This is a genomic window from Sphingobium sp. WR1, assembly GCF_059693745.1.
The window spans coordinates 43,968-64,413 of sequence record NZ_JCATID010000001.1; the positions used below are offsets into that span (position 1 = coordinate 43,968).

17 protein-coding genes are annotated in these 20,446 nt (G+C 66.9%); 10 read left to right on the forward strand and 7 right to left on the reverse strand.

The window, feature by feature from the left end; translation table 11 throughout:
• Positions 1-9: 9 nt before the first annotated feature.
• Positions 10-1,101, forward strand: coding sequence for a phenylalanine--tRNA ligase subunit alpha (gene pheS / locus AC58EF_RS00280; protein ID WP_497273660.1), 1,092 nt, complete (start codon positions 10-12; stop codon positions 1,099-1,101).
• On the forward strand, positions 1,098-3,515 hold the full coding sequence (gene pheT, locus AC58EF_RS00285) for a phenylalanine--tRNA ligase subunit beta (protein ID WP_497273661.1): 2,418 nt from the start codon (positions 1,098-1,100) through the stop codon (positions 3,513-3,515). Before pheS ends, pheT begins: the two co-directional genes overlap by 4 nt.
• Positions 3,516-3,681: 166 nt before the next feature.
• Here the strand turns inward: pheT and AC58EF_RS00290 are convergent, their stop codons facing one another.
• On the reverse strand, positions 3,682-4,230 hold the full coding sequence (locus tag AC58EF_RS00290) for a hypothetical protein (protein WP_497273662.1): 549 nt from the start codon (positions 4,228-4,230) through the stop codon (positions 3,682-3,684).
• Between the two features lie 122 nt (positions 4,231-4,352).
• On the opposite strand from AC58EF_RS00290, the gene AC58EF_RS00295 reads away from it, so the two are divergent.
• Entirely contained in the window at positions 4,353-5,237 is an 885-nt protein-coding gene (locus tag AC58EF_RS00295; RefSeq protein WP_497273663.1) for an aldose 1-epimerase family protein, read from the forward strand.
• A 123-nt stretch (positions 5,238-5,360) separates the two neighbouring features.
• Positions 5,361-6,938 (forward strand): peptide chain release factor 3, encoded by a 1,578-nt coding sequence (locus AC58EF_RS00300; protein ID WP_497273664.1) that lies wholly within the window; start codon positions 5,361-5,363, stop codon positions 6,936-6,938.
• 90 nt (positions 6,939-7,028) lie between these two features.
• Here the strand turns inward: AC58EF_RS00300 and AC58EF_RS00305 are convergent, their stop codons facing one another.
• Positions 7,029-8,279 (reverse strand): spinster family MFS transporter, encoded by a 1,251-nt coding sequence (locus AC58EF_RS00305; protein WP_497273665.1) that lies wholly within the window; start codon positions 8,277-8,279, stop codon positions 7,029-7,031.
• A 96-nt stretch (positions 8,280-8,375) separates the two neighbouring features.
• A complete protein-coding gene (locus AC58EF_RS00310) occupies positions 8,376-10,736 on the reverse strand; it encodes a TonB-dependent receptor (protein WP_497273666.1) in 2,361 nt (786 codons plus the stop codon).
• 159 nt (positions 10,737-10,895) lie between these two features.
• On the opposite strand from AC58EF_RS00310, the gene AC58EF_RS00315 reads away from it, so the two are divergent.
• Both AC58EF_RS00315 and AC58EF_RS00320 read left to right on the forward strand, forming a co-directional pair.
• On the forward strand, positions 10,896-11,519 hold the full coding sequence (locus AC58EF_RS00315; RefSeq protein WP_497273667.1) for a TetR/AcrR family transcriptional regulator: 624 nt from the start codon (positions 10,896-10,898) through the stop codon (positions 11,517-11,519).
• Between the two features lie 24 nt (positions 11,520-11,543).
• Entirely contained in the window at positions 11,544-12,074 is a 531-nt protein-coding gene (locus AC58EF_RS00320) for a PilZ domain-containing protein (RefSeq protein ID WP_497273668.1), read from the forward strand.
• Positions 12,075-12,098: 24 nt separating this feature from the next.
• Here AC58EF_RS00320 and metW read toward each other — a convergent pair whose 3' ends face one another.
• Together metW and metX are read right to left on the reverse strand one after the other, a co-directional pair.
• Positions 12,099-12,692: a methionine biosynthesis protein MetW gene (gene metW / locus AC58EF_RS00325; protein WP_497273669.1), complete on the reverse strand. Its 594-nt coding sequence runs from the start codon at positions 12,690-12,692 to the stop codon at positions 12,099-12,101.
• Positions 12,689-13,840 carry a homoserine O-acetyltransferase MetX gene (gene metX / locus AC58EF_RS00330; protein ID WP_497273670.1) on the reverse strand — a complete coding sequence of 384 codons (1,152 nt, stop codon included), beginning with the start codon at positions 13,838-13,840 and terminating at the stop codon, positions 12,689-12,691. The genes metW and metX overlap by 4 nt, the downstream gene beginning before the upstream one ends.
• Positions 13,841-13,915: 75 nt before the next feature.
• Here metX and AC58EF_RS00335 point away from each other — a divergent pair, with 75 nt between their 5' ends.
• A complete protein-coding gene (locus tag AC58EF_RS00335; RefSeq protein ID WP_497273671.1) occupies positions 13,916-14,866 on the forward strand; it encodes a 2-hydroxyacid dehydrogenase in 951 nt (316 codons plus the stop codon).
• 90 nt (positions 14,867-14,956) lie between these two features.
• On the opposite strand, the gene queG is transcribed toward AC58EF_RS00335, so the two are convergent.
• Entirely contained in the window at positions 14,957-16,003 is a 1,047-nt protein-coding gene (gene queG, locus AC58EF_RS00340) for a tRNA epoxyqueuosine(34) reductase QueG (protein ID WP_497273672.1), read from the reverse strand.
• Between the two features lie 22 nt (positions 16,004-16,025).
• Here queG and AC58EF_RS00345 point away from each other — a divergent pair, with 22 nt between their 5' ends.
• Genes AC58EF_RS00345 through msrB form a run of 3 tightly spaced genes read left to right on the forward strand, consistent with a single transcriptional unit; the run spans position 16,026 to position 18,689 of the window.
• Positions 16,026-17,006, forward strand: a complete 981-nt coding sequence (locus AC58EF_RS00345; RefSeq protein ID WP_497274154.1) for an ABC transporter ATP-binding protein — start codon at positions 16,026-16,028, stop codon at positions 17,004-17,006.
• Positions 17,003-18,193: an ABC transporter permease gene (locus AC58EF_RS00350; protein WP_497273673.1), complete on the forward strand. Its 1,191-nt coding sequence runs from the start codon at positions 17,003-17,005 to the stop codon at positions 18,191-18,193. The genes AC58EF_RS00345 and AC58EF_RS00350 overlap by 4 nt, the downstream gene beginning before the upstream one ends.
• Positions 18,194-18,212: 19 nt before the next feature.
• Positions 18,213-18,689 (forward strand): peptide-methionine (R)-S-oxide reductase MsrB, encoded by a 477-nt coding sequence (gene msrB / locus AC58EF_RS00355; protein WP_497273674.1) that lies wholly within the window; start codon positions 18,213-18,215, stop codon positions 18,687-18,689.
• On the opposite strand, the gene AC58EF_RS00360 is transcribed toward msrB, so the two are convergent.
• Entirely contained in the window at positions 18,670-20,445 is a 1,776-nt protein-coding gene (locus AC58EF_RS00360; RefSeq protein ID WP_497273675.1) for a hypothetical protein, read from the reverse strand. The genes msrB and AC58EF_RS00360 overlap by 20 nt on opposite strands.
• Position 20,446 lies beyond the last annotated feature (1 nt).

Sequence of the window (20,446 nt, forward strand, 5' to 3'; positions counted from 1 at the left end):
TGACAGTGGATGACCGAAATTAGCGCATTGAAAGCCGGCCTGATCGCCGACATCGCCGCCGCCGACACGCTCGACGCGCTGGAAGGCCTGCGCGTGGGGGCGCTGGGCAAGAACGGGGTCGTGACCGGCCTCCTCAAGACCCTTGGCCCCATGTCGCCTGAGGATCGGCTGGAGAAAGGCCCGCCGATCCAGGATCTGCGTGAGAGCGTGACCGCCGCGCTGGCCGACAAGAAGGCCGCGCTGGATCAGGCCGCGCTCGACGCCCGGCTCGCCTCGGAAAGGGTCGACATGACCCTGCCCGCCGATCTGGGGCCGCAGGGCAGCGTCCATCCCGTGTCCCAGGTGATGGACGAACTCGCCGAAATCTTCGCGGACCTCGGCTTCTCGGTCGCCACCGGGCCGGAGATCGAAGACGACTGGCATAATTTCACCGCGCTCAACATTCCCGAGACGCACCCGGCGCGCGCGATGCACGACACCTTCTATTTCCCCGATGAAGAGGGGCAGAAGAAGATGCTGCTGCGCACCCATACCTCGCCAGTGCAAATCCGCACGATGATGAATCAGGCGCCGCCGATCCGCATCATCGCGCCCGGCCGCGTCTATCGCAGCGACAGCGACGCGACTCACACGCCGATGTTCCACCAGATCGAAGGGCTGGTGATCGACAAGGGCATCACCCTTGGCCATTTGAAGTGGACGCTCGAAACCTTCCTCAAGGCCTTTTTCGAGCGCGAGGATATCGTCCTGCGCCTGCGCCCCAGCTATTTCCCCTTCACTGAACCCTCGGTCGAGGTCGATGTCGGCTACACCCTCACCAATGGCCAGCGCGTCATCGGCGGCGACGGCGACGCGCCCGGCGGCGGCTGGCTGGAAGTGCTGGGCAGCGGCATGGTCAACCGCCGCGTGATCGAGGCGTGCGGCCTCGACCCCGACGAATGGCAGGGCTTCGCCTTCGGCACCGGAGTCGATCGCCTCGCCATGCTCAAATATGGGATGAACGATTTGCGCGCTTTCTTCGACGGCGACCTGCGCTGGCTCAGACATTATGGCTTCTCGGCGCTCGACGTGCCCACGCTGAGCGGAGGAGTCGGCGCATGAAGTTCACCCTGAGCTGGCTCAAGACGCATCTCGACACCGATGCCGACCTTGCGACGATCCTCAAGACGCTGAACGCCATCGGGCTGGAGGTCGAAGGCGTCGAGAACCCGGCCGAAAAGCTGGGCGCGTTCAGAATCGCGAAGGTGTTGACGGCGGAGCGCCATCCCCAGGCCGACAAGTTGCAGGTGCTGACCGTCGACCATGGCGACGGAAACCCGTTGCAGGTCGTCTGCGGCGCGCCCAATGCGCGCGCGGGCCTGGTGGGCGTGTTCGGCGTCGAGGGCGCGGTCGTGCCGGTCAATGGCATGGTCCTGAAAAAGACCGCGATCCGCGGCGTCGAATCCAACGGCATGATGTGCAGCTTCCGCGAACTGGAACTGGGCGAGGATCATGACGGCATCATCGACCTTCCCGAAGATGCGCCGGTGGGGCAGGTCTATGCCGATTATGCCGGCCTCAACGATCCCGTCATCGACGTATCGATCACCCCCAACCGGCAGGACTGCATGGGTGTGCGCGGCATCGCGCGCGATCTGACGGCGGCGGGCCTGGGCAGGCTCAACGCGATCATCGTGCCGACCATCGAGGGCGTCGGCCCAGGCCCGGACGTGCGCACGGACGACGCCGATGGTTGTCCGGCCTTCTTCGCCCGCACCGTGCGCGGCGTGACCAATGGCGCGTCGCCCGAATGGATGGCCCGCCGCCTGAAGGCGATCGGCCAGAAGCCGATCAGCGCGCTGGTCGACATCACCAATTACATCATGATCGATCTCGGCCGGCCGCTCCACGTCTATGACATGGCGACCCTCAAGGGCGGCCTCGTCGCGCGGAAGGGCAAGCCCGGCGAGCAGGTGCTGGCGCTCAACGGCAAGAGCTACACCGTCGATCCGACGATGACCGTCATCGCCGACGATGAGGCAGTGCACGATATCGGCGGCATCATGGGCGGCGAGCATTCGGGCGCGCAGGACGGCACCACCGACGTGCTGATCGAATGCGCCTATTTCACGCCGGAACGGATCGCGGTGACGGGGCAGAAGCTGGCGCTGACCAGCGACGCGCGCGGCCGGTTCGAACGCGGGGTCGACCCCGCCTTCCTCGACGACGGCCTGTCGATCGCGACCGATCTGGTGGTAAAGCTGTGCGGCGGAACGCCCAGCGCGGCGACCCGCGCCGGCACACCGCCCGTCACGCCGAAGACGGTTGCCTATGCGCCCGACCAGTGCCTGGCGCTGGCCGGCGTGGACGTGCCCGCCGACGAGCAGAAGCGCATCCTTGAAAGCCTGGGCTTCGCCGTCAGCGGGGAAGCGGCCGGCGTCGAATATCAGGATGGTATGCCCGTCACCACGCCCGCCAGCTGGACCGTCACCGTCCCGTCCTGGCGTCGCGACGTCGATAGCTGGCCCGACATCGTCGAGGAAGTGGTGCGCATCGTCGGCCTCGACCATGTGCCCTCCACCCCGCTGCCGCGCGTACCGGGCGTCGCCCGCCCGACCGCCACGACCGAGCAGCTGGTCGAGCGCCGCGTGCGCCGCACCGCCGCCGCGCGCGGCCTTGCCGAAGCGATCAACTGGTCCTTCCTTTCGGAGAAGGAAGCCGCCGCCGTCGGCGGTGGCGAATGGACGCTCGCTAATCCGATCTCCGAGGATCTGAAGGTCATGCGCCCCTCGCTGCTGCCCGGCCTGTTGTCGGCGACCAAGCGCAATGTCGATCGCAGCGCCACGACGGTCCGGCTGTTCGAGCTGGGCCGCCGCTATTTCAGGCAGGGCGAGCGGGCGACCGTCGGCTTCGTGCTCGCGGGCGAGAAGACCGCGCGCGGCTGGCAGACGGGCAAGGCGCAGGCCTTCGACGCCTTCGACGCCAAGGCCGAGCTGATCGCGCTGCTCGCCGCCGCCGGCGCGCCGGTCGGCAATCTCCAGAGCTTCGGTGAGGCATCGGCCGCCTATCATCCCGGCCAGTCGGGCACGCTGCGGCTGGGTCCGAAAGTGGTGCTGGCCGAATATGGCGTGCTGCACCCGTCGCTGGCGAAGCAGTTCGGCCTCATGGGCACGGTGGTCGCGGGCGAGATTTTCCTCGATGCGATTCCGGGCAAGCGCAAGAGCGGCTTCATGCGCGCGCCCTATGCGCCGCCGGCCTTGCAGGCGGTGAAGCGCGACTTCGCCTTCGTGGTGCCGGAAACGGTCGAGGCCGATGCGCTGGTCCGTGCGGTCAGGGGTGCGGACAAGAAGGCCATCGTCGACGCCCGCCTGTTCGACCTGTTCGTCGGGCCGGGCGTGGAGGACGGCATGAAGTCGCTCGCGATCGAAGTGACCTTGCAGCCGGGCGAGAAGAGTTTCAGCCAGGAAGAACTGGAGGCGATCAGCGCCGCGGTGGTCAAGGCCGCGCAGAAGCTGGGCGGTGCCTTGCGGGGGTAGGCCCTGACGCCATCATGCCGATCTACCTCGTCATTGCGAGCGTAGCGAAGCAATCCATCCGCGCATCCATGGATTGCTTCGCTGCGCTCGCAATGACGGAATGGTGCGCCTCCTATCATTCCGTTTCAAGCGGGAAGGCAGAGGGACGCAAACGGCATCCGTTCCCTTATTTCTTCTCCCCGTCCTTCTCCGCCTCCGCCGGCTTTGGCGGCGCGGGGGGCGGAGCGATCGGCGCGATCTTGCAGCCCTTGGCGCTCGCCAGCCCGCGCAGATAGCCGCGCCGCGCTATCCCCGCCGTCACCGCCGCCTGCAACCGGCGCTCGGCCGGGGCCGCGCCGCTGATCTCGCGCACCAGGCCGCGGAACGGGATCAGCGAATTAACGATGGTTTTGCCCACGGCCTCGGCGATCTTGCCGGTGCGATTCTCATTGGCTTGCCTGCCGACGGTGAAATCCTCCCCCAGCACGGCGTTGAGTTCGCCCAGCCCGGCATTCAGCCCCTTGCACGTCCGGCTGGCGGGCGCGGCATAGGGATTTTCCACGGCTTTGGTCAGCACGGCCGGAATCTCGTCCTTGTCCAGACCCACGTCGCGACCCGGCTGGGTCGCGATCCGCCCGGCCTTATCCAGCGTGTCGTCCTTCTTTTCCTGTTCCTGCGCGATGGCCGTGCCAGACAACAGCAGCGACAGGGTAATAGCGGTGATGATCGGTTTCATTCGGGTCCTCCCTTCCCCCAAACCAGCGGAGCGGCCCGCCGGTTCCCCACCCGAAACGATGCTGACGCAAGACTCCGCCGCGCCACGCCGCTATGGGGTGTCTCTACCCGCAGGAGGCCCGCTTGTCCGACACCCGTATCGCCATCGCTTCGTCCGCTCTGTCCGCCGAAATCGAGCCGCTGGGGGCCGAACTCTGGTCGCTGAAGGATGCGCAGGGCCACGAACTGATGACCGATGCCGATCCGCGCTGGTGGACCGGCCATGCGCCCCTGCTGTTCCCCTTCGTCGGCCGGTCTCGGGGCGACGTCTATCGCTACGACGCGGGGGACTATCCGATGGCGCAACATGGCTTCGCGCGTCGCAGCGGGTTTGCACTGGTCGAGCGCGGCAACGACAGGGCGCTGTTCCGGCTGGAGGCGGACACCGAAACGCGCGCCGCCTATCCGTTCGACTTCCGGCTCGACATGGGCTTTGCACTCGACGGGGCGACGCTGCGCATGACCGCCACCGTGACCAACCGGGGGGAGGCGGACATGCCCTTTTCCTTCGGCTATCACCCCGCCTTCGCCTGGCCCCTGCCCTATGGCGGCGCGGTCGAGGATCATCGCATCATCTTCGAGCAGCCCGAACCCGCGCCGATCCGCAAGGTCGGCAGCGAACCGGGCCTCATCGCCCGCGAAACCTTCCCTTCCCCGGTCGAGGGCGACACGCTCGCACCGACCCATGCGATGTTCGAAGGGGACGCGCTGATCTGGGATGATCTCGCCAGCCGCTCGCTGACCTGGGGCGTGCCCGGTCGGCCGCATCTGAAAATCGCCTTTCCCGACACGCCCTGGCTCGGCCTCTGGCAGAAACCGGGCGCCCGCTATCTGTGCGTCGAACCCTGGGCGGGCATGGCCGATCCCGTCGGGTTCGAAGGCGATGTCTGGGACAAGCCGGGCATCATGGCGCTGCTGCCGGGGGACTCGCGCAGCTTCCGCATGGACGTGACGCTGGTGGACGTGTAACGGGCGCGGTTAAAGGATTCCGTTCGGGCTGAGCCTGTCGAAGCCCTGTTCTTTTCTTTTTCAAGAATAGTGCAGCCCTTCGACAAGCTCAGGGCGAACGGCTGTTTTCAAGAGCCACCAGACATGACCATCCCATCCCGCCGCACCTTCGCGATCATTTCCCACCCCGACGCCGGCAAGACGACCCTTACCGAAAAGCTGCTTCTGGAAGGCGGCGCGATCCATCTGGCCGGCGAGGTCAAGGCGCGCGGCGCCAACCGGCGCGCCCGCTCCGACTGGATGAAGATCGAGCAGCAGCGCGGCATCTCCGTCACCTCCTCGGTCATGACCTTCGAGCGGACCCGCGATGGCGAGACGATCACCTTCAACCTGCTCGACACGCCGGGGCACGAGGATTTCTCGGAAGACACCTATCGCACCCTGACCGCCGTCGACAGTGCCGTCATGGTGATCGACGCGGCCAAGGGCATCGAGCCGCAGACCCGCAAGCTGTTCGAGGTCTGTCGCCTGCGCAACGTCCCCATCATCACCTTCGTCAACAAGGTGGACCGGGAAGGCCGCGAGACGTTCGGCCTGCTGGACGAGGTCGCCGACCAGCTCCAGCTCGACGTCTGCCCGATGAGCTGGCCGGTCGGCATGGGCGGCGAGTTCGAGGGCATCTACGACTTCGCTTGCCACAGGCTGATGCAGCCGACCGGGCCGAGCCGCGAGTTCGACGGCACCCGGCACCAGTTCAGCGGCCTCGACGATCCGAAGCTGGCCGATTACCTCACCCCCCGCGCGCTGGACAAGCTGCGCGAGGAGGCGGAACTGGCGCAGGGCGGCTATGCCGAATTCGACCTTGCCCGCTATCGCCATGGCGATCTGACCCCGGTCTATTTCGGGTCGGCATTGAAGCTGTTCGGCGTCACCGAACTGATCGACGCGCTGGCCGCCCACGCCCCGCCGCCGCGTGCCCAGCCCGCCGAACCGGCCGCCGTGGAGCCGGAACAGAGCGAAGTCACCGGCTTCATCTTCAAGGTGCAGGCGAACATGGACCCGATGCATCGCGACCGCATCGCCTTCATGCGCCTCGTCTCGGGCAAGTTCCGCCGCGGCATGAAGCTGACGCCGAGCGGATCGGGCAAGCCGCTCGCGGTCCATTCGCCGATCCTCTTCTTCGCGCAGGATCGCGAACTGGCGGACGAGGCGTTCCCCGGCGACATCATCGGCATCCCCAACCATGGCGCGCTGCGCGTGGGCGACACGCTATCGGAAAAGCCGGGCCTGCGCTTCACCGGCCTGCCCAATTTCGCGCCCGAAATCCTGCGCCGCGTCGCGCTCAAGGACCCGACCAAGACCAAGCAGCTACGCAAGGCGCTGGACGATCTGTCCGAAGAGGGCGTGATCCAGGTCTTCTATCCCGAAATCGGCAGCAACTGGATCGTCGGCGTCGTCGGCCAGCTCCAGCTTGAAGTGCTGATTTCGCGGCTGGAGGCCGAATATAAGGTGGCGGCGGGGCTGGAGCCTTCCCCCTTCGACACCGCGCGCTGGATCGGCGGGGACGAGGCGGCGGTCAAGGAACTGGCATCCTATAACGGCGCCAACATGGCCCGCGACCGCGACGGCAACCTCGTCTTCATGGCCCGCAGCGCATGGGACATCGGCTATCAGCAGGAACGCCACCCCCAGGTCAAGTTCAGCGCGACCAGGGAGCGTTGAGGTCTACCCGTGATCAAAAATCATGAATAGGCAGCATTGCTTCTGCCTATTCATGAAACGCCCATAGCGCTTTGATTGTCCATTTCGCTGTCAGGCAACGACCCAATCCTTGCGCAGCGCCTTGCCCGCCAGCGCCATGAACAGCCCCGCGAGCAGGTAGAAACCCAGCGCCGCGACAATGGCGTAGCGCAAGGCTTCGTTGCCATAAGTCGGCGTCAGGGCATCGGACAGGCTGCCGACCGCCCAGCTCCCCAGCCCCAGCCCGACCAGATTGTTGATCAGCAGGAAGGTCGCCGACGCGCTGGCCCGCATATGCGGCGGCACCAGATGCTGCACCGCGGTCAGCACCGGGCCGAGCCAGACATAGACCAAGGCCTGCGGGATCAGGAACAGGGCGAAGGCGAAGGGGACGCTGTTCGACAGCACGCCGATGACGAACAGCGGCATCCCGATCACATAGCTGATCGCCGGCACCCAGGCGTAGAAAGCCTTGTCCCTGCCGCCCATCGCATCGCCCAGCCAGCCCCCCAGCAGCACGCCCGCCACCCCGCCGATCAGCAGCAGCGCGCCGAGGAACTGCCCCGCGCCGATCAGGTCCAGCCCGAAGCTGCGCATCAGCAGACTGGGCAGCCAGAAGGCGACGCCATAGCCGCACATCGAACTTGACGCCGCGCCCAGCGCCAGCATCCAGAAGCTGCGCTTGGCGGCAAGAATGCCGAACACCGCCGACACCGGCACCGCGCCCGCCGCCTGCACCGGCCGCGCCGGCTCGCGCACGACCAGCCGGAAGAGGGGCGCGATCAGCAGGCCCAGCACGCCGACCATGATGAAGGCCGTGCGCCATTCCACCGCCTGCGCGATATAGCCGCCCAGCAGCACGCCCCCGGCGGACCCCAGCGGGATACCGAGCGAATAGATGGACAGCGCCCGCGCCCGCTGGTTCGCCGGGAAATAGTCGGAAATGACGGCGTAGGAAGGCGCGACGCCGCCGGCCTCTCCCACGCCCACGCCGATGCGGAACAGGAACATCTGCATGAAGCTGCCCGCCACACCGCACAGCGCGGTGAAGCCGCTCCACACGGCAAGGCTGACGGTGATGACCCAGGTGCGGCTGGTCCGGTCGGCCAGCAGCGCCAGCGGGATCGCCAGCGTCGAATAAAGCAGCGCGAAGGCGATCCCGCCCAGCGCGCCGAGCTGCGTGTCGCTTAGCCCCAGCTCCGCCTTGATCGGCCCGGCGAGGATGCCCAATATCTGCCGGTCGAGGAAGTTGAACGTATAGACCAGCAGCAGCATCGCCAGAACGACACCACGATAGGCGGGGGAGGTGGTTCGGTCGGTCATGAGGCTTTCACCCATCTCCGTTCAGTTCGAGCTTGTCGAGAACCGTTGCGCGAGGGTTCTCGACAAGCTCGAACCGAACGGAGGGGGTGAGCCAGATCAGAATTTCACCGTCCCCGTCACGAACACCTGCCGGGGATTGCCGTAAAAGGCGGTCAGCGTGCCTTCGCGGCCCAGCGAGGGCGCCGGATAGCCCGCGCTGTTGTTGATGATCGCCCCTGTCACCGGATCGGCCGAGACGAAGGTGTAGCCGGAGGTCTTATATTCCTTGTCGAGGAGATTCTTGCCATGGACGCCCAGCGTCCAGCGGTCGTCCGGCGCGGTATAGACGATGCTGGCGTCCCACAGCGCATAGCCCTTCTGGTCGATATAGGGGTTGGGAATCTCGAACTGATAGGTTTTGGACCGCCAGGACAGGGTGCTGCCCAGATAGAGGCTGCCGTCGCCCACCGGCGTAGTGTAGCTCAGCGTCCCGCTCGCCGTCCATTTGGGCGTGTTCTGCACCCGCCGATATTGCGCCACGTCGGTCGGCACGCCGCCTATATTGGTGACATATTCCCGATATTCCGCGTCGATATAGCCGATCGCGGTCGACAGGTTCAGACGGTCGCCGCTCGACAGCAGGTCGCGGCCCAGCCGCGCGTTGCTCTCGAACTCCAGTCCCTTGAACCGCGCCTTGCCCGCATTGGACACGACCCCGCAGAAGGAGGGCGTCGGCACGCCGCCGACATTGACGGTGCAGGCGACCGAGCCGGGAATCTGCACATCCTTGTAATCGGCATAGAAGCCGGCGACCGCCACATAGAGCGCGCCGTCCATGAAATTGCCCTTATAGCCGACCTCATAGCTGTCGACCTGCTCCGGGCGGAAGCTGAGGAAGGAGGCGATCTCGCTCTCCTGCCTTATGCCGTCGCCGTTCAGGTCGGGCGCGTTGGTGCCCACGCCGCGCGGGTCGAAGCCGCCGCCCTTGAAGCCCTTGGAATAGCTGGCGTAGATATTGTGATCGGGTGTCGGCTTGTAGCTGACTGAGAAGCGGGGCGTGAATTTCTTATATTTGGCCGATCCGCGGAAATCGGTGCTGGGCGCGCCGAACGGCACACCCGCCCCGCCGAAGACCGGCGATCCGCCGCCCAGATAGCTTTGCCGCACTATGTCCGCGCGCCGCTCGTCCCAGGTATAGCGGCCGCCCGCCGACACGCTGAACTGCGGGCTGAAATCATAGGTGAAGTCGCCGAAGATCGCATAGGTTTCGGTGTCGACATTGGCCTGGGTGAAGGCGGTCAGGCCCGGCACCGTGGTGAAGATGCGGGTGTCGAACTGGGTGTCGGCGCTGGCGTCCAGATAATAGAAGCCGACCATGCCCTTCAAAGAACCCGCATCGACCTGCAACTGCACTTCCTGGCTCAGCTGCTCGTTGCGATAGAAGGCCGGCACGTCGACGTCGACGGCGGGGAGCGCGTCGAAATCGATCGGCGACGCGCTGTCATCCTTGCGCCAGGCGCTGATCGATTTCAGCGTGAAGACGTCGTTCAGTTCCGCCGTGATGTTCATCGAAAGGCCGTAGGACTCCACATATTGCTTGGGGTCGATCAGGCCGCCGCGCGTGTCGAACACATCGTCCAGTACCGGCGCGCCCGACGCCTGCCCCGGGATCAGGCGATGGCCGCCGCGCGGATTGCTGTTGTCCTTGCTATAGTCGCCGGTGATGCGCACCAGCACCGGCTGGCCATAGCCGCCCATTTCGAAGGTGGCGCGGCCGGCCCAGATATCCTTGTTGTAATTTTCCTGCCCGGTGGTGAGGTTCTTGCCGAAACCGCCGCGCGACAGCCGGGCGAAGGCGCCGCCGACACGGATCAGATCGCCGATCGGCGCGGACGCGGTGACAATGCCGTCGGCCTGATCATAGCTGCCGTACGTGCCTTTCAGCTTGAGCGAAAAATCCTGCGGCAGCAGCTTGGTCACATATTTGACCGCGCCGCCGATGGTGTTGCGGCCATAGAGCGTGCCCTGCGGCCCGCGCAGCACCTCGATCCGCTCTACGTCGTAAATGTCGAGCAGCGCGCCCTGCGGCCGGTTGAGATAGACATCGTCCAGATAGATGCCGACACCTTGTTCGAAGCCCGAAACCGGGTCCTGCTGACCCACGCCGCGGATGAAGGCGGTCAGGGTCGAGTTGGTGCCGCGCGATGCTTCCAGCGTGGTGTTGGGCGTCACATTGGCGAGATCGGTGATGTCGATCGCGCCGCCGCGCTCCAGCGCCTCGCCGGAAAAGGCGCTGACCGCGATCGGCACGCTGACCAGGGTTTCCTCGCGGCGGCGGGCGGTGACGACGATCGCCGCGCCTTCATCGTCCGAAGCCGCCTGCGGCGCGCTGTCCTGCGCCAGCGTGGGCAGCGCGACGACGCCGCTCCAGGCGGCGGAGGCAAGGGCAAGAGCGCGGATGGTCTGATGGGCCTTCATCGGGTCGGTCCTCTCCTGAAAAGCGGCGCCCGGTCTGCCGGATCGCCTGCGACAGGCAATGCGATAATGAAAGTTGAACCGACTTTCAACTTCAAATAAAAGGACGGTGACGGGAACGCCCCGCTGCGGCAAAAAGAACACAGAATCTGGAGAGTGGAGATGGGTGACGACAAGGGGCTGGAGTCGGCGAAGGACGACAAGATGCCGCGCACCGCCCGTGGCGAACGCACCCGGCGCGCCCTGCTGTCCGCCGCTGCCGAGGAGTTTGGCGAAAAGGGGTTCCACGACGGTTCGGTCAGCGGCATCACCCGCCGCGCCGGCTGCGCGCTGGGCAGTTTCTACACCTATTTCGATACCAAGGACGACATCTTCCGCGCGCTGGTGAACGACATGTCGGGGCAGGTGCGCGACTATGTGTCACCGCGCATCGCAGAGGCCCGTGACGGCATCGACGCGGAACGGATCGGCCTTTTGAGCTTTCTGGAGTTCGCCCGCGCCCACAAGGAAATCTATCGCATCATCGACGAGGCCGAGTTTGTCGACCAGGCCGCCTATCGCGCCCATTATGAAAATACCGCCACCCGCATGGCCGCGCGCCTCGCCCGGGCGGCCGAACGCGGCGATGTGCGCGCCGATGTGGAGGAGGTCCATGCCTGGGCGATCATGGGCATGAACGTGTTCCTGGGGCTGCGTTTCGGCGTCTGGGACGATAGCCGCCCGGCCGAGGAGGTGGCGGCCATCGCCAACGCCCTGATCGAGAAGGGTATCGGCCCGCAGCGCTGATGGCGTGCCCCGCATCGCATCGTCATGGCCGACTCCGCGCCGAACCGAGTGTTGGGCGCGACGAACGCAGCTTTGGGATGCAACCAATCGGGCGATCCCGAACTCATTCCCCAGGTGCAACATCATGCGAGACGGATCATGGACCTGCCCCCACGCGCCAAGCGCTCCAGCGTCTTCATGGACGCCATCCTCGATTTTGGCGACCCATTTGCCGCGCCACGGGTGGCGCGCATCCGGGATATTTCCGAAGGCGGCGCGAAGATTCAGGGCAGGGCGCCCGATATCGGCGCGCGCGTCGTGATCAGCCGGGGCGCGACGGACATACCGGGCCGTGTGGTGTGGACCGCCGACCATCATTTCGGCGTGGCTTTCGATGAACAGATCGACGTGGAAGCGGTGCTGAAGGCCGCGCCGCCTAAAGCGCCTGACAAGCCCGTCTATGCCGCCGCGCTCACATCGGGGCTGGCGCAGGTCCGGCGCAATGGCCCCCGCGCCCGGCCCTTGTTCCAGTCGGATCGCGCGTCCTTCGGCCTGCGCCCGGCGCCCGGCCGTTAAACCGGCCAGAACCGCGCATCCGGCCTATTTCCGCAGCAGAAACACCGCATGTTCGGCGAACAGATTGGCGTTCGCATGGGTGGTTTCCCGGTCGCCCTTGAGGAACCACTGGCCATCGATATGCCAGCCGCGCTCCTTCACCAGCGCGCGGAAATCGTCGACGGTCACATGATGGATGTTGAGCGTGTCATACCAGGTGTCGGGCAGCAGCCGCGTCACCGGCATCCGTCCGCCCCACAGCAGCGAGACGCGCCCGCGCCAATGGGCGAAATTGGGGAAGGAGACGAAGGCCTGCCGCCCGATCCTCAGCAATTCCTCCACCACCAGGTCAGGCCGCCGCGTCGTCTGCAATGTCTGGCTCAATATCGCATAGTCGAAACTGGCGTCGGGATAATAAATAAGGTCGGTGTCCGCATCGCCCTGCACCACCGACAGGCCGCGCCCGACCGCCGCCGCGACGTTGGAGCCATCGATCTCCAGCCCGCGCGCGTCCACCTGGCTATGGTCGCGCATCGCCGCCATCAGCGCGCCGTCGCCGCAGCCCACGTCCAGCACCCGCGCGCCCTGCCGCACCGTCCGCGCGATCAGGGCCAGGTCCGGCCGCAACATTTCGCTCATGCCCGGCCGCCCCGCAGGAAGCCGTCGACCACCCGGTTGAGTTCGGGCGATTCGAGCAGGAAGGCGTCATGGCCGAAGGGGCTGGACAGTTCGACGAAGCTGGCCTGCGCGCCGCCGGCGTTGAGCGCGTGGACGATGATCCGCGATTCCGCCGTGGGATAGAGCCAGTCGGTATCGAAGCTCACCAGACAGAAGCGCGCGCTGGTCGCCGCGAAGGCCTTGGCCAGCGACCCGCCATGATCCTCGGCAATGTCATAATAGTCCATGGCGCGGGTGATATAGAGATAGGAGTTGGCGTCGAACCGCTCGACGAAGCTCAGCCCCTGGTGGCGCAGATAGGATTCCACCTGGAAATCCGCGTCGAAGCCGAAGGTCTTGGCCCCGTTCGGATTTTCTGGGCGCCCCTGCAGGCGCCGCCCGAATTTCTCGGTCAGGCCGGCTTCGGACAGATAGGTGATGTGGGCCGCCATGCGCGCGACCGCCAGCCCCGCGCTCGGCACCTGTCCGTCGGCATAATAGTCGCCGCCGCGCCAGTTGGGATCGGCCATGATCGCCTGCCGTCCGACTTCGTGAAAGGCGATATTCTGCGCGCTGTGCCGCGCGGTGGAGGCGATGACGACGCAGCTTTCGACCCGGTCCGGGAAGAGGGTGGGCCAGGTCAGCGCCTGCATCCCGCCCATCGACCCGCCGATCACGGCGGACAGGCGATCGACGCCCAGATGGTCGAGCAGCAGCGCCTGCGCCCGCACCATGTCGGCGATGGTCAGCATCGGGAAGCGCATGGCGTGCGGCTCACCCGTCGCCGGATCGGGGCTGGCCGGGCCGCTCGACCCCATGCAGCTGCCGATGACGTTGGAGCAGATGATGAAATGGCGCGCCGGGTCGACCGGCTTGCCCGCGCCCACCAGCCGCCACCACCAGCCCGGCTTGCCGGTGACGGGATGCTCGGACGCGACATATTGGTCGCCGGTCAGCGCATGGCAGATCAGGATGACGTTGGACCGGTCCGCATTCATCGCGCCATAGGTTTCATAGGCGATGTCGACCGGACCGAGTTGCGCGCCGCTCGACAGGCGCAGCGGCCCGGCAAGGCGGGCCTGCCGGCGCAGGCCGAAACGGCTGTCTTGTGTGAGCGGGACGCTGGCCATGGCCCTGCGGCGCTAGGACCGCCGTCTCTCTCTGTCAATCTGGCACGACGCCGGCATTATCCCTAGAGGGAAGGAATGACCGATGCCCCGCTCCCCCCTGTCGTCGCCTATGGCCCGCTCTATCCCTATCTGACCGATCAGCTCGCCCGCCGCTTCACCCTCCATGCCGTAGCGGCCGATGCCGATCTGACCGCCCTCGCACCGGACGTGCGCGAAGCCCGGGCGCTGGTCAGCTTCGGCGCGGTCGGCGCTCCCGCCGCGATCATGGACGCGCTGCCGAAGCTGGAGATGATCGGCCTTTTCTCCGTCGGCTATGACAAGGTCGATATCGATCATGCCCGCGCCAGGGGCATTCGCGTCACCAACACGCCCGACGTGCTGACCGACGATGTCGCCGACCTCGCCGTCGGCCTGCTCTACGCGACGGTGCGCAACATCGCCGCCAACGACCGGCTGGTGCGCGCGGGCGACTGGACGCGGGGCGTCAGGCCCGCTTTGTCAGGGCGGGTGACGGGATCGCGCATCGGCATATTGGGCCTCGGCCGCATCGGCCGGGCGATCGCGAAGCGGCTGGAGCCGGTGGCAGGCGAAATCCTCTATCACAACCGGCGGGAAGCGAAGGATGCGACCTGGCGCTATGTCGCCGATCCGCTCGCCTTCGCAAGGCAAAGCGACGTCATCATCGTCGCCACCTCGGGCGGGCCGGAGGCGGCGAAGCTGGTCGACGCGGCGATGCTGGACGCGCTGGGACCGCAGGGCGTCGTCGTCAATATCAGCCGGGGCGGCGTGATCGACGAGGCGGCGCTGGTCGCGGCGCTGGCGGACAAACGCATCGCCGGCGCCGGGCTCGACGTGTTCGTGAACGAACCCCATGTGCCCGAAGCCCTGTTCGCCATGGACCATGTCGTGCTGCAACCCCATCAGGGCAGCGCCACCATCCATACGCGCAAGGCCATGGCCGACCTCGTCCTCGCCAATCTCGACGCGCATTTCGCGGGAAGGGCATTGCTGACGCCGGTGGTATAGAGGTGGATGGTGGACATTCTTGCCCTCGCCCTTGAGGGAGAGGGATGTGGCTTATTTCGGTCGCCAACGGACAGAGCATTCTCTGCTCAATCAGCCCGACAATTTCCCGATAGCCCATGTCGCCGCCTCCGCCACCACCGGATCGTCATCGCCCGTCAGCGCCTGCAATCGCCCGAGCAACCGCGCGTCGCCGCTGTTCCCCGCCGCGATCGCGGCGTTGCGGACCATGCGGTTGCGGCCGATGCGCTTGATCGGGGAGCCGGAGAAAATTTCGCGGAAAGTCGCGTCGTCCAGGTCGAGCAGGTCGCCGATCGCGGGCGCGGCCAATTCTGCCCGGCCGACGAAGGCGCGGTTGGCCGCGCCCAAGTCGGCGAACTTGTTCCATGGGCAGACCGCCAGGCAATCGTCGCAGCCATAGACGCGGTTGCCGATGCCTGCGCGCAGATCCTCCGGGATCGGCCCCTTATGCTCGATGGTGAGGTAGGAGATGCAGCGCCGGGCGTCGACCACATAGGGGGCGGGGAAGGCGTCGGTCGGGCAGGCGGTTTGGCAGGCGGTGCAGCTGCCGCAATGGTCGCGCTCCGGCCCGTCGGCTTCCAGCGCCATCTCGGTATAGATCGCCCCCAGGAACAGCCAGCTGCCATGGTCGCGGCTGACGAGATTGCTGTGCTTGCCCTGCCAGCCCAGGCCCGCGCCCTGCGCCAGCGGCTTTTCCATCACGGGGGCGGTGTCCACGAAGACCTTCAGCGCGCCGGGCTGCTGCTCCACCAGCCAGCGGGCGAGGCCTTTAAGCGCCTTCTTGACGACGTCATGATAATCCCTGCCCTGCGCATAGACGGAGAAGCGCGCCCGGTCGGACACGTCCGCCAGCGCCAGCGGATCGCGCCCCGGCGCATAGCTCATCCCCAGCATGATGACGCTGCGCACGTCGGGCCACAGCGCCCTGGGCGACCCGCGCTGCTCGGCCCGCTCCTCCATCCACAGCATCTCGCCATGATGGCCCGCATCGAGCCATTCGCGCAGCCGCGCACCCGCCCCGGGCGCCGCGTCGGCGGGCGCAATGCGGCAGGCAGCGAAGCCCAGCCGCGCGGCCTGCGCTTTCAACCGCTGTTCCAAGGTTTCGGTTTTCACGGGCATGGGTCCAGACTATCAGGGCGGGATGATCGGCGACACTCCGGCATCGTCCACCGCTCCGACACCTGCCTATGCCGTTGAAGGCCATGGGCTTGTCAAGACATTCGGCAGTTTCCGCGCGGTCGACGGCGTCGATATCGCGGTGCCTGCCGGATCGATCTATGGCGTCCTCGGCCCCAATGGCGCGGGCAAGACCACCCTGCTGCGCACGCTGCTGGGCATTGTCGACCCGGACGAGGGGCATCGCACCCTGCTGGGCGCAGAGCAGCCCCTGCGCATGGCGCCCGAGGTCGGCTATCTGCCCGAGGAACGCGGCCTCTATCCGTCGATGAAAGCCTATGAGGCGATCGCCTTCATGGGCGCTTTGCGTGGCCTGCCGCTCAAGATCGGGCGGGAGCGCGCGAAGGCGATGCTCGACGGCCATGGCATGGGCGCGTCGATCGACAAGCCGATCCGGCAATTGTCCAAGGGCATGGCCCAGACGGTCCAGCTGTTCGGCACCATCGTCCACGAACCGCGCCTGATCGTGCTGGACGAACCCTTTTCCGGCCTGGACGCAATCAACCAGGAGAAGCTGGAGGCGTTGATCCGGCAGCAGGCGCGCAGGGGCGTCACCATCCTCTTTTCCACCCATGTCATCGCCCATGCCGAGCGGCTGTGCGAGCGGATCGCCATCGTCGCGGGCGGCCGCATCCGCTTCGAGGGCACACCCGGCGCGGCGCGCGAGCGGCTGCGCCCGCAGGTGCGGCTGCGCACCCGGACCAGCGATGGCGCCTGGCGCCGGGCGCTGCCCGCCGACACCGTGGCGGAGGATGGCGTCTGGCATTTCGCCCTGCCCGACGGGGGGATAGAGCCGCTGCTGCGCGCGCTGATCGACGATCGGGCGGGGATCGAGAGTCTGTCGATCGAGCGGCCCGGCCTGCACGACGCCTTCGTCGCCATCGCCGGCGCGGCGGTGGTGCGGCAGATGGAGCAGGACGAAGCCCTGGTGGAGGAGGAGGCATGAAACAGCTCTGGCGCGCCGCCTTCGTCATCGCCCGGCGGGATTTTACCGCCGTGGTGCTCTCACGCACCTTCATCCTCTTCCTGCTCGGGCCGTTGCTGCCGATCCTGATCGGCTTCGCCTTTGGCGGGCTGGGCGAGAAAATCTCCAGCACCGATTTGCGCCCCGTCGTCGGCGTCGCCATGTCGGCGCAGGATAGCGCCGCGCTGGACCGCGCGCATGACCGGCTGACCGAGCGTATGGGCGATCAGGCGCTGCCCCGCCTGCGGCGCGTGGCCGCCAGTCCCAGCCCGCGCGTCCAGCTCGCCCGTGCCGATTCGGCGGTGGTGGCGATCCTGTCCGGCACCGTCGCCCGGCCGGTCCTGACCGGCAAATCGGAGGATCTGGATCGGTTGCAGGGCGACCTCAGCCTGATATCCAGCGCGGCCAAGGCCGAACATACGCTGCAACTGGTGAAGGTGGACCGGCAGGAGGTCGCCACCAGCCTGGGCGCGCAGGCGCAGGCCCGGCTGGTCATCGGCCGCGTCGCGCAGGTCGTGATGTTCTTCCTCACCATCCTGCTCGCGGGCATGATCCTGTCCAATCTGGTCGAGGAAAAAACCAACAAGATCATCGAGATATTGGCCGCCGCCATTCCGATCGACGCGATCTTCCTGGGCAAGCTGATGGCGATGCTGGCGATGAGCTTTGTCGGCATCGCCTTCTGGGGCGGCACGGCGTTCGGTATCTTCCTGCTGCTGGGGGGGCACGCGACCGGCCTGCCTGCGCCGGCGGTGGGATGGCCGGCCTTCTTGCTGCTCGCCATCCTCTATTTCGCCATGGCCTACACGCTGCTCGGCTCGCTGTTCCTCGGTATCGGTGCGCAGGCGGCGACGGTGCGGGAGGTGCAGACGCTCAACATGCCGATCACCATGGGCCAGATGCTGATCTTCTTCTTCGCCAGCTATGCGGTCGACCATATGGGATCGGCGGCGGAGGTCGCGGCCTGCATCTTCCCCTTCAGCTCGCCCTTCGCGATGATCGCCCGCGCGGCGCAGGACGCTAGGCTGTGGCCGCATCTCGTCGCGCTGGTCTGGCAGGCGGCCTTCGTCGCGCTCATCATCCGCGTCGGCGTGCTGCTGTTCCGCCGCCATGTGATGCAGTCGGGCGGGCGCTGGTGGCAAAATCTGTTCAGGCCGGCGACAGGCTGAACTGGCTATGGATCGTCGCATGAACCGGCGGCATTTCCTGGGTGGCGTCGCGACCGGCGTCACCGCTCTGGCCCTGTGGCAACTCCGTCCCGCACGGGCGGAGGCGGCCTATCCTTTCACCCTGACCGACGCGCAGTGGCGCCAGCGCCTCAGCCCCTGGGCCTATAAGGTGCTGCGCCAACAGGCGACCGAGCATCCCTTCACCAGCCCGTTGAACGACGAGCATCGCAAGGGCCTTTTCGCCTGCGCCGGCTGCGGGCAGAGGCTGTTCAGCTCCAGCACCAAGTTCGACAGCGGCACCGGCTGGCCCAGTTTCTGGGCGCCGTTGCCCAGGGCGGTCGGCACCAGCCGCGACCTGGGCCTTGGCGAGGTCCGCACCGAAGTTCATTGCGCGCGGTGCGGCGGGCATCTGGGCCATGTCTTCGACGATGGACCACGGCCCACCGGCAAACGCTACTGCATGAACGGCGTGGCGCTCAGCTTCCAGCCCGGTTGACCCGGTAGATGCGCAGTGGCCCCTTGCCGGGCAGCGGCGTCAGCCAGGCCGGCACCCGGCCATGCGAAAGCTGCGCGGCGAGGCCGTGGGGGGCGCTCTTGGCGTAGAGTATCGTTTCGTTCATGCGTGGACACAGCAGCAGATAATCCGCGCCGCGTCCGCCGCCCACCGCCACCACGTCCGCGCGCGCCGCCTGCGGGCTCGCCAAAAAGGCATGGGTCACGGCGTTGATGCCGATGACGTTGCGATGATGGCCGGTGCCGATAACGCTATGGCGCGTATGCGCCAATATGTCGGGGCCGATGTCGAGCGGCGCGAACAGCAGCGATGGCGGAAGGGCGTCGAGTGGCGCGAGCGCGGCTGGCGTTCGGCAGCTGTCCTTCTTGACCGTGGCAGGTTCTAGCGACGCGTCGAAAGCAGCCCAGGCGGACGATAGGCCCACCGGCGTCAGCAACGCCAGCGCGACCGCCAGCGGCACGCGCAGCAACGGCGTCGGCAGCATGTGCACCCGGCGGGCCAGCATGATCAACATCCAGGCGATGCCCGGCAGCGCGAAGATGTGCGCGACCGTCATCGCCCGCATCACCATTGCGGATACCAGACCCGCGCCCAGCATCAGCAGCGCCATGACGCGCCAGCGCGTGCGCGCGTCGTTCTCCTGTGTCGCGCGCGTGGCCCAGATCGTCGCTCCCAGCCCCAGCAGCGAAGGCAGCAGGCTGATGCCCACGAGCGAGAAGCCCTGTTCCCATAGCGGCCGCCCTTCCATCACATGCATATACCATTGGTTGTAGGCGAGCGGAGTCAGCTGGTGGAACGGCCCTTTGGTCAGGCAATCTGCGCCCAGCCATAGCAGGACTCCGGCCGCCGCGACGCCGCCCAGGCCGGTCACGATCAACCGGCCGGACAGGTGGCGCTGGTCCACCAGCCGGATGCTCGTCACGATGATCGCCCCGAACAGCACCAGCGGCCAGACAAAGACCGCCGAGAGCGCATCGCACTGCGTCTGCGCCAGCGCGCCCGCACCCTTGGTCGCGAGCGCCAGCAACGGCGCCGCCCCGCCCAGCATCGCCGCGAAACCCTGAAGGCGGGCGCCCTCCCGCGCGTCGATCCAGTGGCGCAGCACGAACAGCCCGCCGAACAGCGCGGCATAGGGCAGTCCCTCGGTCGAGATCTGGAGCCAGCAGGCGATGGCGATGCCCGCTACCGCGCCGCCGCGCGCGCGTCGCGCATCGATCGCGCCGCACAGCGCCAGCGTCGCCATCACCGCCTGCCAGCCATGATGGTCGATGCGGATCGGCGCGAACTGGATCAGGATGGTGGGTGTCATGAGCAGCAACAGCACGGCCAGCACCGCCACCTGCTCGCCACCGAGCCGTCGCGCAGCGCGCCAGACGATGGCGCACAGCAGCCCCAGCGTCAGCAGCGGGACGATTGCGCAGGCCAGTATTTCGGCGCTTGCCTGCCCCAGCAGCGGCCGGCCCAGCAGGATGATCGTCGCGATCGGCAGATCGACCAGCCGGGACCAGTGCATCGGTCCGCCGGTGGGCGGATTGATGCGATGCTGGCTGACGTCGAACCAGCCCTGCCCGCCGATCCAGTCGCGCACCTGTTGCAGGCGCATCGCGTCGTCGGTGTCCATGAAGTTGAGCTGGCTGATGTCGCTGGCGTATAGCGTCAGCATGACCACAGCGCATAAGGCCCATGCGGCCACGGCCAGCCAATGGACGGGCCAGCGGCGCGGGGTGTTGCCGGTCATG

Coding starts and splice junctions, on each gene's coding strand:
- AC58EF_RS00300 (WP_497273664.1), top strand. CDS start 5,361: ATGACCATCCCATCCCGCCGCACCTTCGCGATCATTTCCCACCCCGAC.
- AC58EF_RS00315 (WP_497273667.1), top strand. CDS start 10,896: ATGGGTGACGACAAGGGGCTGGAGTCGGCGAAGGACGACAAGATGCCG.
- AC58EF_RS00310 (WP_497273666.1), bottom strand. CDS start 10,736: ATGAAGGCCCATCAGACCATCCGCGCTCTTGCCCTTGCCTCCGCCGCC.
- AC58EF_RS00345 (WP_497274154.1), top strand. CDS start 16,026: ATGATCGGCGACACTCCGGCATCGTCCACCGCTCCGACACCTGCCTAT.
- pheT (WP_497273661.1), top strand. CDS start 1,098: ATGAAGTTCACCCTGAGCTGGCTCAAGACGCATCTCGACACCGATGCC.
- queG (WP_497273672.1), bottom strand. CDS start 16,003: ATGCCCGTGAAAACCGAAACCTTGGAACAGCGGTTGAAAGCGCAGGCC.
- pheS (WP_497273660.1), top strand. CDS start 10: ATGACCGAAATTAGCGCATTGAAAGCCGGCCTGATCGCCGACATCGCC.
- metX (WP_497273670.1), bottom strand. CDS start 13,840: ATGGCCAGCGTCCCGCTCACACAAGACAGCCGTTTCGGCCTGCGCCGG.
- AC58EF_RS00350 (WP_497273673.1), top strand. CDS start 17,003: ATGAAACAGCTCTGGCGCGCCGCCTTCGTCATCGCCCGGCGGGATTTT.
- AC58EF_RS00305 (WP_497273665.1), bottom strand. CDS start 8,279: ATGACCGACCGAACCACCTCCCCCGCCTATCGTGGTGTCGTTCTGGCG.
- metW (WP_497273669.1), bottom strand. CDS start 12,692: ATGAGCGAAATGTTGCGGCCGGACCTGGCCCTGATCGCGCGGACGGTG.
- AC58EF_RS00290 (WP_497273662.1), bottom strand. CDS start 4,230: ATGAAACCGATCATCACCGCTATTACCCTGTCGCTGCTGTTGTCTGGC.
- AC58EF_RS00320 (WP_497273668.1), top strand. CDS start 11,544: ATGGCCGACTCCGCGCCGAACCGAGTGTTGGGCGCGACGAACGCAGCT.
- AC58EF_RS00360 (WP_497273675.1), bottom strand. CDS start 20,445: ATGACCGGCAACACCCCGCGCCGCTGGCCCGTCCATTGGCTGGCCGTG.
- AC58EF_RS00335 (WP_497273671.1), top strand. CDS start 13,916: ATGACCGATGCCCCGCTCCCCCCTGTCGTCGCCTATGGCCCGCTCTAT.
- msrB (WP_497273674.1), top strand. CDS start 18,213: ATGAACCGGCGGCATTTCCTGGGTGGCGTCGCGACCGGCGTCACCGCT.